At 57.8% G+C, this 13,904-nt stretch carries 11 protein-coding genes; 7 read left to right on the plus strand and 4 right to left on the minus strand.

Annotation, left to right across the window (positions count from 1 at the left end; translation table 11 throughout):
* Window positions 1-6: 6 nt before the first annotated feature.
* On the minus strand, window positions 7-1,344 hold the full coding sequence (locus ACHUE7_RS00075) for a nucleotide sugar dehydrogenase (protein ID WP_394168140.1): 1,338 nt from the start codon (window positions 1,342-1,344) through the stop codon (window positions 7-9).
* A 37-nt stretch (window positions 1,345-1,381) separates the two neighbouring features.
* On the minus strand, window positions 1,382-2,305 hold the full coding sequence (locus tag ACHUE7_RS00080) for an XrtA system polysaccharide deacetylase (RefSeq protein ID WP_394168141.1): 924 nt from the start codon (window positions 2,303-2,305) through the stop codon (window positions 1,382-1,384).
* A gap of 232 nt (window positions 2,306-2,537) precedes the next feature.
* Here ACHUE7_RS00080 and ACHUE7_RS00085 point away from each other — a divergent pair, with 232 nt between their 5' ends.
* From ACHUE7_RS00085 to ACHUE7_RS00115, 7 genes are all read left to right on the plus strand, one after another.
* On the plus strand, window positions 2,538-3,935 hold the full coding sequence (locus ACHUE7_RS00085; RefSeq protein WP_348475830.1) for a TIGR03013 family XrtA/PEP-CTERM system glycosyltransferase: 1,398 nt from the start codon (window positions 2,538-2,540) through the stop codon (window positions 3,933-3,935).
* Window positions 3,935-4,582, plus strand: a complete 648-nt coding sequence (locus ACHUE7_RS00090; protein WP_394168142.1) for a polysaccharide biosynthesis/export family protein — start codon at window positions 3,935-3,937, stop codon at window positions 4,580-4,582. Before ACHUE7_RS00085 ends, ACHUE7_RS00090 begins: the two co-directional genes overlap by 1 nt.
* Window positions 4,582-6,099, plus strand: coding sequence for a hypothetical protein (locus tag ACHUE7_RS00095; RefSeq protein WP_394168143.1), 1,518 nt, complete (start codon window positions 4,582-4,584; stop codon window positions 6,097-6,099). The genes ACHUE7_RS00090 and ACHUE7_RS00095 overlap by 1 nt, the downstream gene beginning before the upstream one ends.
* A gap of 18 nt (window positions 6,100-6,117) precedes the next feature.
* Window positions 6,118-6,978 carry a P-loop NTPase family protein gene (locus ACHUE7_RS00100; RefSeq protein WP_394168144.1) on the plus strand — a complete coding sequence of 287 codons (861 nt, stop codon included), beginning with the start codon at window positions 6,118-6,120 and terminating at the stop codon, window positions 6,976-6,978.
* The gene (locus ACHUE7_RS00105; protein WP_394168145.1) at window positions 6,962-8,206 is read left to right on the plus strand and encodes a hypothetical protein; all 1,245 of its coding nucleotides are present in this window, start codon (window positions 6,962-6,964) and stop codon (window positions 8,204-8,206) included. Before ACHUE7_RS00100 ends, ACHUE7_RS00105 begins: the two co-directional genes overlap by 17 nt.
* A gap of 87 nt (window positions 8,207-8,293) precedes the next feature.
* Window positions 8,294-9,844 (plus strand): amino acid adenylation domain-containing protein, encoded by a 1,551-nt coding sequence (locus tag ACHUE7_RS00110; RefSeq protein WP_394168146.1) that lies wholly within the window; start codon window positions 8,294-8,296, stop codon window positions 9,842-9,844.
* Entirely contained in the window at window positions 9,841-10,572 is a 732-nt protein-coding gene (locus tag ACHUE7_RS00115) for an SGNH/GDSL hydrolase family protein (RefSeq protein ID WP_394168147.1), read from the plus strand. The genes ACHUE7_RS00110 and ACHUE7_RS00115 overlap by 4 nt, the downstream gene beginning before the upstream one ends.
* On the opposite strand, the gene ACHUE7_RS00120 is transcribed toward ACHUE7_RS00115, so the two are convergent.
* Together ACHUE7_RS00120 and ACHUE7_RS00125 are read right to left on the minus strand one after the other, a co-directional pair.
* Window positions 10,515-12,263, minus strand: a complete 1,749-nt coding sequence (locus ACHUE7_RS00120; protein WP_394168148.1) for an alpha/beta fold hydrolase — start codon at window positions 12,261-12,263, stop codon at window positions 10,515-10,517. The two genes, ACHUE7_RS00115 and ACHUE7_RS00120, sit on opposite strands and share 58 nt — an antisense overlap.
* Complete coding sequence (locus tag ACHUE7_RS00125) at window positions 12,260-13,897, minus strand: HAD-IIIC family phosphatase (protein ID WP_394168149.1); 1,638 nt, start codon at window positions 13,895-13,897, stop codon at window positions 12,260-12,262. The genes ACHUE7_RS00120 and ACHUE7_RS00125 overlap by 4 nt, the downstream gene beginning before the upstream one ends.
* Window positions 13,898-13,904: the final 7 nt, after the last annotated feature.

Here is a 13,904-nt window from a genome sequence, read left to right on the forward strand (position 1 = left end):
CCGCGGTTACAGACGCCAGACCGGTAATTGCAGCTCAGCGCACCGGGCCCGATCGAGAATGCATTTTATATCGAAAGCGCCCGCGCCCGGAACCAGCATGCCTTTCAGGTCGGCTGGTGTCATGGCCCGGTATTCGTTATGGGCGACGGCGATAACAATGCCATCCAACTGATTCAGGTCTTCCAGTTTTGCCAGTGGCAGGCCGTATTCATGCAAGGTGTCGGCTTCGTCAGCGTGCGGATCATGAACGAACACCTCAACATCCCAGCTGCGCAAACTGCGAATAACATCAATGACTTTCGAATTGCGAATATCGGGGCAGTTTTCTTTAAACGTAATACCGAAAATACCGAGTCGTGCGCCTTTAACCGGCTGATTTCTTGCCACCAGTTGTTTCACAATCTGAGTCGCCAGAAATTCACCCATGCCGTCATTAATTCGGCGACCGGCTAGAATTACATCCGGGTGATAGCCGAGTTTTTCTGCTTTGTGTGTCAAATAATAAGGGTCAACACCGATGCAATGCCCCCCGACCAGGCCGGGTTTGAAGGGCAGGAAATTCCACTTGGTACCGGCGGCTTCCAGAACTTCGGTGGTGTCGATGTTCATGTGATTAAAAATAATGGCCAGCTCATTCATCAAAGCAATATTGAGATCGCGCTGGGTATTCTCGATCACCTTGGCTGCCTCGGCCACTTTAATTGAGGGTGCCCGGTGCACGCCGGCCGTGACCACCGATTCATACACCCGGGCGACGATGTCGAGAATCTCCGGTGTCTGGCCAGACACAATTTTCAGAATATTGGTAAAAGTACGCTCACGATCCCCCGGGTTGATACGCTCGGGTGAGTAGCCGACAAAGAAATCCACCCCGCAGGTCAGACCCGAGGTGCGTTCGAGCACCGGCACACAGTCTTCTTCTGTGGTGCCCGGATAGACGGTCGACTCATACACGACGATGTCGCCGACTTTTAGATGGGGGCCCAGCGTTTCAGAGGCTTTGATCAGCGGCGTCAGGTCGGGTTGCTTGGAATCGTTAATCGGTGTCGGTACGCAGACGATGTGAAAATCGGCCCGCGCCAGATCAGCGGCATCGCTGGTAAACAGAATGTCTGCCTGGTTCAGATCCTTAATGGCCACTTCGCCGGTATGGTCGTCGCCCTGCTGTAGCTGCCGGATACGGCTGGTGTTCACATCGAAACCGACGCAGCCATGCTGGTGCCCGAAAGCAACGGCGACCGGCAGGCCAACATACCCAAGGCCGATGATGGAGATGCGCCGGTTGTGGGGCGAATGATCAGTAGTGGCGGCATCGCGAGCGGGGTTTGAGTGTTTTTGGGTCATAGTCACATCCTGTGAGAGTGTGGTTGCCAGTGGTCAGTCAGGTCAATTGAACGAGCGAACCGTCCAGATTGGTGTATGTCGTTGCCCAGCGGTGGCCCGTAAGGCTTTCGCTCAGCGTGGTAAAATGAAAGTCATCGAGCAGGCGCTTAAACTGCGTGAAACAGGGCTTCAGGTGGCGGTAATGACGCAGTCGGGATACCAGGCTCAAACCACTGAAATGTGGTTGTTCCGGGTCGATTTCCCAGGGGTGCAGATAGAACACCCGCGGGGTGTTGCCACTCTGGCCAGCAGCCCGAAACAGATAGCGGAACAGCGGGTAGGGCATCTGCCGAAACGAGCCGCCGCCGGATACCGGCACCTGCAAGCCCATGAAATTGGTGGTTGTAAACGGAAACTCAGACAAGCTGCGGCCCGACCGGGTAATGATGGTATAAGGTTCTGAAGGCGTTTCCGGAAGGCCATACTGATCGTGATAGATCGGGTAGATGCTGGCATCCCACTTAAACCCAAGTTCGACCAATACATCCAAAACCCACAACGAAGTGCGGGTGACCGAGCAATTGACGGCACGATAGCCCACTATGCTTTGTCCGGTCAGATCTTCGAGCAGGAATTTGGCACGGCGGGTTTCTTCGCGAAACGTTGCGGGCAGCTGGTCGTGTGCCGATTCATGGTGGTAACCATAGCAGCCGATCTCGTGGCCGCCGGCGGCAATGCGATGCACCAGGTTGGGAAACCGTTCGGCAACCCAGCCGAGAATGAAAAAAGTGGCTTTTACATCTTGCTGCTCAAACAGTTCCAACAGCCGATCAGTGTTCATTTCAACGCGGGAGGGCAGGCGGTGCCAGTCGGTCCGGGAAACCGCACCAGACAGCGCCAGGGTGTGAAAATAGTCTTCCACATCAATGGTCATGGCGTTAATCGGCGCTGGGGGTTTGGCTGTGGTGGTTCCGGCAAGCATGGCTACATCCTGTAACATCGTACCCGGGTATCAAACGTTGGAACAACGCCACCGGGTTGGCTATCCTTTGAAGGACGAGTTTACTGCTTCTGTGAGAAAGATGCACTAGGCTAAGACTTGTGATTTTTACGGAAAAAGAGCACCATAATGGGCGATAGCCATCGGAGTTGGCTGTCCCATTGGTGCTAGCCATTTGGGTCATCGTTCCAGATCATTGGGCAAGGAAGCTACTGTGTCGTATATCCGTATTCGAAAACACTATCTGCACGTTCCCTACCTGGCGCTCGGTCTGCTCGAGTTTCTTGTGCTGTTTCTGAGTTTTTACGTACTCAGCGAGATCCAGCAGGCGCTCGACCTGGTGCCGGTCTCCTACAGTCTCTGGTCGTCCCTGTTATATGCCTCCCTGCTCAGTGCCGGTTCCCTTGCCATGGGGGTGTACCTGGCGATGATGCGCGAAGGCTTTGCCGCCATGTTTTTTCGAACCCTGGTCGCCTTCTGTTTTCTGGGGTCGCTGGGGTTATCGGTTGTCACCGTCATCTGGCCCGCGCTCGATGTGGGCAGTTCCAACCTGTTCTGGGCGGTGATGATCTCGACTGGCATCACTCTGCTGGTTCGACGGGCCTTTGTGCATCTGGTCGATTCAGACCAGCTGTCGCGCCGTATTCTGGTACTTGGCACCGGCCAGTTAGCCGGTCAGATTCACCGTGAGTATGAGCGCTACCGGCGCAGCCTGGGGGTTCGCATTGTCGGTTACCTGGGCAGTGAGGAAGAAGCGTTGCCAGCCCACGCCTGCATGCCAACACCGGAAGACCTCTTTACCTTTTGCAAAAACAACCGTATCTCCGAGATAGTCGTCGCGACGCAGGAACGCCGGCGCACCGAGGGCGCCCAGTTCCCGCTCGACGACCTGATACGCTGCAAGCTCGGGGGCGTACAAATTTCCAGTGCACAGGCGTTTTACGAACGCGAGCTCAACCGCATTGACCTGACCCTGTTGCAACCGTCGTGGATCATCTTCTCCGACGGCTTCAAGGCGTCCAAGGCGCGCGATGCCATCAAGCGCCTGTTCGACCTGGTAGTCAGCGTAGCGCTGGCCATCCTGCTGGCGCCAATCATGTTGTTTGTCTTTGCGGCGGTTTATCTCGAGTCGGGCCGGCCTTTCGTCTACAGCCAGATACGCACCGGGCAGCACGGCAAACCCTTTAAAATCTATAAAGTCAGAAGCATGCGTCAGGATGCCGAAAAAGACGGCAAGGCAGTGTGGGCCAAAGCGCAGGATTCGCGCGTAACCCGGGTGGGCGCCTTTATCCGCAACACCCGGCTCGATGAAATTCCCCAGCTCTACAACGTGATTCGCGGTGACATGAGTTTCGTAGGCCCCCGGCCCGAACGCCCCGAATTTGTTGTGGATCTCGAAAACAGCATTCCCTTTTATACTCACCGTCACGCGGTCAAACCCGGGTTGATGGGGTGGGCACAGTTGAATTACCCCTACGGTGCGTCGGTTGAAGATGCGCGCTGCAAACTTGAGTACGACCTCTACTACGCCAAGAACCACAGCTTTGTGATGGACATACTGATTATGATCCAAACCGTTGAAGTGGTATTGCTCGGCAAAGGAGTTCATTGATGAGTGTTTCAGGCTGCAAACGTTCTCTGCTGGGCGCCCTGGGAGTGCTGTGGGCCCTGGCTCTGGCCGGGTGTGCCTCTTCTGGGGTGATCGACGGGCAAGGCCCTGAAATTACTTACAAACGCGAAGCCTATGTTATCGGTATTGGCGACCAGTTGCGGGTTGATGTTTGGCGCAACCAGGAATTAACCAGAGATCTGATCGTCAGACCCGATGGACTGATCACCATGCCGCTGATGGGCGATATGCAAGCCGAGGGGGAAACGCCCGAAGAATTGGCGGCTGCCATTTCAAATGAGCTGGGCGTTATCATTATTTCACCCGAAGTCAGCGTCACGGTGACCAACCCGGTCAGCGTTGCCTACCAGTATCGGGTGCGTGCTATGGGGCAGGTAAATGAAGCCGTATCGATCGCCTTTGTCGATGGCATGACAGTCGTCGACCTGGTGCTTGCCGCTGGCGGAATCAGCCCTTTCGGTGCCGGCAACCGGGCAGTACTTAACCGGGAAACGCCCGATGGTTACGTCGAATACCCGGTTCGACTCGACGACATTCTGAACAAGGGGGATATTCGGACCAACTACCCCTTGCAGCCGTCCGACATTCTAACCGTACCTGAAAAATCAGTGTTTCGAGGAGAGCTCTGATGGATCCGAGTAACATTAAAGATTTATTACAGTCATTGAAAATGGAAGCCTTGCGTTACCGCTATGTCATCGCAGCGTTGTTTATTGCGGTTTCTTCTGTCGTGCTGGTAGCCGGCTTCATGATGCCCAAAACCTATTCGTCCAAAGTCATACTTTATGCGGACGTGAGTAATATTATTGGTAATCTGCTGGAAGGCCAGGCTGAAATAACCCGGATCGATCGGGCCAAGGAAGCACGGGACATCGTCTTTACCGATCGAATTTTACGGTCAGTCGCCATTGAAAGCGGTTTTGAGAATCCTGAAGACACCATTCCCCGGCTGCGCAACGGGTTGCGTATCTCAGCTAACGGCGACTACGTGGAAATCAGCTACCGCTCCAGTAATGCCGATACCGCTTTTAAGGTGGTCAGTGCTGTTACCCAGGAATTTATCGAAGAGACCTCACGCAAAAAACGGGAAGAGAGCCGGGGAGCCTTCGAGTTCATTGACTCTCAGGTTGCCTCCTACCAGCGCCAGCTGGAGGCGGCTGAAAACCGGTTGAAGGAATTCAACAGCCAGAACATCGATGTTACCGAACAAAGCGTGACCAACCGGGTAAACGGCATCAAGAATGAAATACAAACCTTGCGTCTTTCAGTGCAGGACAGTGAGGCCCGGTTGCGCAGCTTTGAAGCCCAGATGCTGACCGAGCCGGAGTTCCTCACGGTAGAGCGGGACATTGAGCCCACCAGTCGCGAACGCCGCATGGAAGCCTATGAAGAGCAACTGGCGGAACTGCGCCTCAGCTATCGCGATACCCATCCGGACATCGTGAATCTCATCGAACAGATGACCGTTCTGGAAACCCAGATCGAACAGGAACGCATCAACAACCCGGGTCGCAGTGCCGTCGAGCGGGTGGAAAACCCGGCGATGACAAACCTTAAGGAAATGATCAGCAACGAACGGGCAACGCTGAGCGCCGCGCGCGAGCGGTTGAACAATCTGAGTAACTTGCTGGAAAACGAATATGCCAATGCCGAAACGGTTGCCTCCAAGCAGGCCCGACTGCAGGAATTGACGCGCGATTACTCGGTGACCAAAGACGTTTACGAAGACATGCTAAAAACCCGGGAAAATGCCCGCCTGTCGATGACGCTGGATATCGAAGGCCAGGGCGTAACCTACAAAATTCATGAGCCGCCGTCCTACCCGGTCAGATGGGACGGCTTGCAACTGGTTCATTTTGCCGCGCTGGGGCCTTTGCTTGGCTTGATGTTGCCTTTGGGGCTCACCGGTGCACTGGTGTTGTTTGACCCCCGGGTTCGCTCAGCCAGTTTTATGGAATCGCAACTGCCGGCCCATATACAACTGGTGACCAGCATTCCGCTTTACAACAGCGCCGTCAGTGAGGTGGCCAGTAAACGCAGCCTGATTCTTCTGGCGCTGTTGGTGCTATTGTATCTGGCGGTTTATGGCTTTGTTGTATTTGGTGCATCGCCCGAACTGATCAGCACCTTTTTGCCAACCTTGTAAGGCCGTGCCGGAGTACGAATGGATAACAGTAAGCTCTTGCGAGCATTGGAGAAAAACAAGGCACAACGCACCCAAGCAGCTGACTTTGAGCTGCAAAGTGAAACCAAACCCGTACGCGAAAAGCCGCGGGGGGCAGACATTATTACCGACCTGCTGCCCCAGGAGCATCGGCTGACCCGCCAGGCGTCGCTTGAATTAATGCCCAATCCGGATCCGATGTCGAAGGTCGATATGAAAAAGAACAAGCTCGTCTATTCCGGTATGAAAAACCGCGCTGTGCTCAATGCCTACCGTGAGTTGCGTATCAAGCTCATAGAGAAAAGCACGGCCGGTAGCGCCAACACCAATGGTGGCAACATCGTCGTCATGCTCACCTCGGTCGACGTGAACAGCAATTCAATTCTGACGCCGATGAACCTCGCCATTTCCTTTGCGCTCGACCTCAACTCCTCGGCATTGCTGGTCGACTGCAACCCCTACGGTTCCGATCTGCAACGCCTGGTGACCGCGCCGCTGTCGGTGGGTGTTACCGATTACCTGAAAGAACGCTCGCTGGGGCTGGATCGAATTATTTATCCTTCGGGTATTGATCGGGTGGCGGTTATACCGGCCGGTAATGAAACCGGCATCAGCGTCGAACAATTCTCATCTCAGGGCATGGAACACCTGATTTACGAATTGAAAAACCGCTACCCGGACCGCTTCATCGTAATCAATACACCGCCGGTGCTGGCGAACAGCGAAGCCCGGGTATTGTCCAAGTTCTGCGACCAATCGGTGATTACCGTGCCGTACGGCCGGGCCAGCATGGACGCCATTGAAGACGCGGTGGAGGCAATAGGCGCTGAACGGGTGACCGGTGTTGTGTACCAGCAATAACAGCCATTACCCACGGTGTTCAACACCCCGGCTGTTTGGCCGGCAGGTGGTGTTGCTGGCGCTGATCGCTTCGGTTGAACCGGCGCTGGCCGAATGGTCACTGGAAGCGGCGGCGACAGGCGCGCTGGCCAATGACGGTACCGAAACAAACGGGTCCGTAACGCCGGAATTCGCGTTCGAACTGGAAACGCCCTGGGTTGACTGGACATCGGCAGCGAACGTAGCGGTCACATCGCCCCTCGACGAGTGGCAGCCAACCACCCCCTGGCAGGCCGAGAACGACATTGTCTGGACCTCCAGTGACGAGGTGTTGTCTGTGGCACTGGAACATCAGCATACCGAAGACGAGGTCGACTTCAGCCAGGCCCGAACCATTGATGACCGGGTGGCTACTCTAGTTGCCCTGCAGCGTCGACAGGGCCAGCGGCTGATTCACCGGCTGGAAGCAGGATGGGACTGGCAGAACAATCGCCAGGTCGATGATGATCTGGTGCTGTCGGAGGTGGAAGACCAGGGCTGGCAGGCGGGCTATGCCCCTGCTTTTCAGCAGAGCCGGCAAACCCTGTGGCAGGCCGAGACCCGCTATCAGGAGCGCGAGTCGGGGCTCAGCGAATGGCGGTATGGACTGGGCTGGCAGTACCGGACCCAGGTGAATACCTGGAACCTGAATGGCCAGTGGATTGAAGCCAGTCGCGAACAGCAGGAACTGGAAACCTACAGCCTGTCGGCCCGGTGGCAGCGAGAAACCGATCTGGGTCTGTGGCAGGCGCAACTGGCGAGGTCGGTGGATGACACCCTGAGCTCCCAGACCATTGGCAACCAGAACACCGCGGTAGACCAGCAAGCGCTGGCCATCACCCGCCAGTTCACCCTGAGCCTGTCCGACGTACAGTGGCAGCAGGATCTGACGGTCTCGGCACTGCTGGAACTGAGTGATCAGGAACAGGAGCTGACGCTTGCAGGCAGCAATGTAGCCGATGACCGGGAACGCACAGCCCGGATTGAACTCGGGATTGAATATCAGGCCTCGCAGCGTTCAACCACCACGCTGGATACCTCGTACCAGTGGCTGGAAGAATCGCTGTGGCAAGCCAACCTGGGGTGGACGCGGGTGCTGAGTCCGCGCTGGCAAAGTCAGGCGGAAGTGCAGTACACCGAAAGTGACAACGATGAAGAATGGCAATGGCTGATCGGGCTGAGAGTGCAGTTGATCGACGCAGGTCAATAACACCCTCGGGCGTGATCGGACCGCCATGTTCAGGAACGAGCGCTCTGCTATCGGAGCAGCCGGATATCGACCGTTAAGGAGGACACCATGACGCAGTTGGTTCAGGATTATTTTACCGCCTCGGCACGCCGCTTCCCCGACAAGATCGCCGTGCGTTGCGCCGATCAGTCCATCAGCTACCAGGCACTCGATCAGGCAACCAACCGACTGGCCCGTCATCTTTCAGGGTGTGGCGTACCAGCCCAGTCTATGGTCGCGTTTTTCATGCCCAAGAGTCTGGAGTCGATGCACTGCATCCTCGGTATTTTGAAAGCCGACTGTACCTACGTTCCCATTGATGTGAATTCACCCGCGCAACGACTGCAATCGATTCTTAAGAGTCTCGACTCCCAGGTCATTCTGGTCAGCGATGCCAGCGAAGCCCTGCTGCGGGAGCGCCTGCCGGAAGATGCCGGCATCGAGATCATCAACGTCAATCAACTTGCAGATGCATCGTTGAGTTCTGAGCCTGTAGCCTGCACCAATTTATCGATCGACCTGGCCTATGTGTTGTTTACTTCCGGTTCCACCGGTGTACCCAAGGGCGTGATGATTCCGCACAAGGCCATTGTGGATTACATCGACTGGTGTGTTGAAACCTACGAACTGACCGACCAGGACGAGATTGCCAACCACGCGCCGCTGTACTTCGATAACTCCACCTTCGATCTCTACACCGCCTTCAAGACCGGCGCGACACTGCATCTGGTCGACGATGCCCTGAACGCTGTCTTGCCCAGGCTAATCCGCTGGCTCGACGAACATGCCATTACCACCTTTTTCTGCGTGCCGTCGGTGCTGACCCTGTTGCTCAAATCCCGTCGCCTGAAGCCTGAGGCGTTTCGCCAGGTACGGCATATTCTGTGCGCCGGTGAAGCCTTACCACCGACCGTGGTGCGCCAGTGGATGCTGATGTACCCGCACATTCAGTTCACCAATATGTACGGCCCCACTGAAATCACCGTCGATTGCACCTATCACGTCATCGATAAGGTGCCAGCGGCCGACGCCCGCTCGATCCCGATTGGCAAACCGCGACGCAACATGGACATCTGGGTCAGAACCGAGTTGGGCGAGCTGACCCGCACGCCGGGTGCCCAGGGGGAGTTGCTGGTGCGCGGCACATCGGTTGCTTATGGCTATCTCGGGTTGGCGGAAAAGTCCGCCGAGGTGTTCATTCAAAACCCCTGGCACGAGCGCTTCCACGACCCGCTGTATTGCACCGGCGATCTGGTTCAGATCGACGACGCCGGTTTGCTGCATTATCTCGGCCGTCTGGACGACCAGATCAAGTACCTCGGCTATCGCATCGAGCTGGGTGAAATAGAAGCTGGGTTGAACAGTCTGGATGCCATTGAAGAAGCCGTAGTCGTATTCAGCCCGGAACAGGAAGGCGAGGAGCCTTTTATTGCCGCCCTGGTTCACGCCGACCCGACCGTTAGCCAGACAGACCTGATCGATGCCATGAAAGCGCGGCTACCCGGTTATATGGTGCCTACTCGCATTGAGCGAACCGATCAGCCGTTTCCGCGCACGCCTAACGGCAAGTACGACCGGAAAACCATTCTGAAACGCTTTGTCACGACGGAGGCCGCATGATAGTAAACCCCCTGATCAAACGCCGGCGCCCGGGTCTTAAATGGGTGTTGCTGATCGCTGCTGTTGTACTGGCAATGCTGGCAACGGTTGCGGTCGCGTTTCTTAGACAGTCGGACCTGCCGCTCAGAGATGCGATGTTTGATGAGCATGCGGCGCAGCGTCAGCAAGTGTTGCTGGAACAGGACAGCGCCACCGACGCTGGAGCCATCGTACTGCTCGGCGACAGCCACCTGGAACTGATGGACAACGAACAACACTGGCCGGGATCCCTGAATCTCGGCATACGCGGCGATACCACGGCCGCTGTGCTCGATCGCATGGACAGCTACCAGAGCCTGGCAACCGCCCGTGTTGTGATCATCAGCCTGGGCGCTAACGACATCGCCCAGGGCTACCGGGTCAACCAAAGCGTTGCCAACCTGCGCGATATCGTTTCGCGACTGCCCGGGCAAACACCGGTCTTACTGACCACCATTCACGCCATGGACGAGCGTGTTGGGCTGGTGGGGTATAACCGTAATATTCGCCGCTGGAATGAAGCCTACCAGGAGGCTTTTGCCGACTCGGATCAGGTGCAACTGGTGGCCTCACCCCATGCCCCGCAGAGCGACAGCGACAACCTCGCCGTGGCCATGCACGTTGGCGATGGCATTCACCTGAGTCAGGCCGGTTATGACGCCTGGCTTTCCGCCCTGAGACCCGTTGTCGATACGGCAGTTGAAGAATGATCGACTAGGGCTAACTGCTGACAGAGGTGGTCGATCAGCCGCTGCCGGCTAACGGCGGTGGTGAAAGTGTGATCGGCCTGTTCGACCTGGTCCCAGCTGACCCGCCCGGTTTGCATCAGCCGTGTCATTGTACGCCCGCCCGCCTCCTGTAAGGCCGCCATGCCAGCTTCATCTGGCGAAAACACAAAACGGACCACCAGACCACGCTCTGTCAGCCGATTGAGATCCCGCTCCAGGGGCGACAGTTGCCGGCTGAGGCGCTGGCCGGTTGCATGGGCAACCCGGCCGACGCGCTCCACCAGATGACGCCCCACGTTCAGCCACTTCTGCGGCGAGGTGAGCAAACGCAGCCAGGCTTTGGGGTTGCTGGTCGACTGCGCATACTGCGCCCGGGTCAGCGCCGATTGCGCACCCGAAGGCATGCGGCTGTCGTCACCCTGTTGCCAGTAAAGCGTTTGCACATTAATCAGCGTCAGCCCGGCCACTGGAATGTCCGGGTGCGCAAGGGCTGCCTGGTAGGCGTTGTAGGCACCGGCGCACACCCCAAGCAAGGTCACCGCGGGCGCCCCGAGATCGATCACCGTCCTGGCCATGGCGGCCAGATCATCGCGACCGGTCAGGTTGTAGGCTTCATTGCTCAATGTCTGGGCGTGTTGCGGGCTGTCTCCCAAATGCGCGAGGTCCAGCCGAACGCTGGTAATGCCCTGCCTTGCCAGCTGCCGGGCAAGGTCGACATGCAGCCGGTTTGGCCCGGCGTGGTGGCCAGCGCCGGTATTGGGGATCAGCACCCAGGGGGCTGTGCTCGCCGCCCGCAATGGCCGGGTCAGAATGCCAAAGACGGCGCCGGCCCGCAGCGATGTCTCGGTAAACCCGGTGGAGTGCCAGCTTTCTATAGGCGCTATGCGTTCGGGCTGATGAGCTTTGCTGGAGACTGATTGTGAGCCGAGCCAGGTGATCAGGTGCTTGATGTCCGGTTGTGGAACGATCGATGCCTCAGCCTGACGCGCCATGCCCGACAGTGCAGAAGAGCTGATTCGTTCTACCTGGCCGCCAGCCGCCTCAAGCCCGGCCAGCGCGGCAATGCGCTTCTGTTCCGGTGTGTGAATTACCAGGGTATTCAATGGGTAGTCGGGTTCTACGGCCAGCGACCGTTGCTCCAGCTGCGCCGCCGTGTCGCGGTGCATTGGGTAGCCGCCCCCGGTCAGGCAGGGGGCATCGTCCGGTGCTCGGCTGTGCAGCTGCAGGTCAATCAGATTCAGGTCGCGAACGAACGTCTGGCCCCGGGTGTGCGGGTACCACCACACCAGGCCTGCCAGCGAGACACGGGAAACAACCGCCGGTGTGAGCAAACAGCTGGCCCGCATGGCCAGTAAAACAGGGGCGAGACCGCAGTGCCGCTGCACCCAGCCAGTGACCGCAATCAGGGCCTGTTCCCAGTCGTCCAGTATGCCGGGCTCGGTTAATTGACCGCTGCTGTTGCCGTAACCGGGCAGGTCAAACACCAGTGCTGCCTGACCGGCGGCCTGCAATTGCAACGCCAGCTGACGCAGCGTCGTGTGGCAGTGCATGTATTCCGGGCCGACCGGGTGGCACAGCACCACAGGTGGCGCACGGTGCGTCTCTACATCGAACCAGTGTGCAAAAACGGCACCGTTGTTGTCGGTGGGTAGCCAGAAGGTGTGCTGCTTCATGAAGGGCTCGTTTCGGTGGCGTTGTGAAGGGTGAACAGGGTGCGCGCCGCCTGCGTTTGTTGCGCCAGTCTGTCCCGTTCAATGCGGTTCTGGTCTGTTGCCAGGGTGTCCAGAAAATCCTGCAGGGGCCGGTTGCGCTCGGTGTTCACCCGGTCGAAAACCAGTGTATCGATTGCGATCAGCTGCTCAGTCAGAACATGCAAAAACGCCGCCTCGACCTGACGCTGCAGCACCCGGCACGACATCACCCAGGCACGAATGCAGCCCTCCACATCGATCAGGCAGGCCATGATCTCGCCATGGGCACCGTGCGCATCGGCCAGGCTGGCTGAGTATAGCCGGCCACCCTGGCGAAGCACTGCATCGAGCTCGTCGTCCGTCCAGCGCTTGCCATTCAAGTTGAATTGATTGGTCTTGTTGATCAGCTGCAAGGCCCGGTCGCGCTGTGTCTGGCTGCGGTCGTGCCAGGTGAGCTGCATGTCGAGTGAGCTCAGAAAGGCCGTCAGATCGGCCCCTTCTGCGTTGACCGGGGCCATACCCTTAAGCCGGGTCCGGTAGAGTTCTGTGCGTTGCCGGTCTTCCTGGCTGGTGGTGTCCTGCTTGAAGTGCGTTAGCAGCCGTTCCAGAAAATCCGGAAAGGCGGCCACGGAATCCGGAAACTGAAGACATTGCACTTCGGGCAAAGCGGTGCTGACTTCCGACAATTCGACTGGGTTGTCGTCGACAAAAACCACGGCATCCAGACCCAGATCCAGCTGTTCCAGCAAGTGACGGATCTGGGCCGACTTGGGCTGATAACTGCCCAGAATGGCGACCAGGTCAGCATCAATCAGCGTCATATTGCCCGTTTCAAACGGGGCCCGGGCCAAGTCGGCATCGTTGCGACTGACTGCGGCGATCAGGGCGCCGCTGTGCTTCAGGCGCTGCAGCGCCTGCTGATATAAAAAGTGCGGGTAGCCGGCGCCCTCGGGCCGGTACTGAATGCCATCGAGGCCGTCTTCACCGATGATGCCCTGCCACATGACCTGATCGAGGTCGGTCACCAGCACCTTGCGCGGCGACTTCGGGCTTGGGTAGCGCTGCTCATAGAGGGCTTCGGAAATGGCATCGGCACTGCGGCCTGCAATGGCAACGCCGGTGTTCAGAAAACTGGCCAGATCAAAGGCCTCGCCATCAAGCAACCTGGCGCCAGCCCGATACGCGGCTTCGCGCAGCCGGTTTGCGAGTTGCGCTTGCAGGGCCGGGCTGGCCATAACCGGTGGCAGGGGCGCATCGAGGTAGAGAATGGGCATGCTGCGTTGCTGCAGGCGTTGTTCCTGTGCGGCCAACCTCGCCTCCAGATCAGCCAGTTCCAGTGGTTGTGCGGGCAACCCGGTGCGCCAGTCGGTTTCCGGCAACCAGTCCCAGGGCAGCATCAGCCAGACTTCATCGTGGCTGGCGGCGGTATAGCTTTGTTGTGCCAGCGTATTGAATGGCAAATGCTGAACCGTTAGCCGTTGCCCTGCCAGGGCGTGTCGCGCCTGTAAGTACAGATCGAGGTTCTCACTCTGAAACGACGTCGCCAGCAGGACGGTTGAGGCAGGTGCGTCGTCCGCGAGCGCGGCGACCGCGCGTTGTGCTTGCAGATATTTCATGGCAGCG

The organism is Saccharospirillum alexandrii (assembly GCF_043641555.1).
GTDB classification, from domain to species: Bacteria; Pseudomonadota; Gammaproteobacteria; order Pseudomonadales; family Natronospirillaceae; genus Saccharospirillum; species Saccharospirillum alexandrii_A.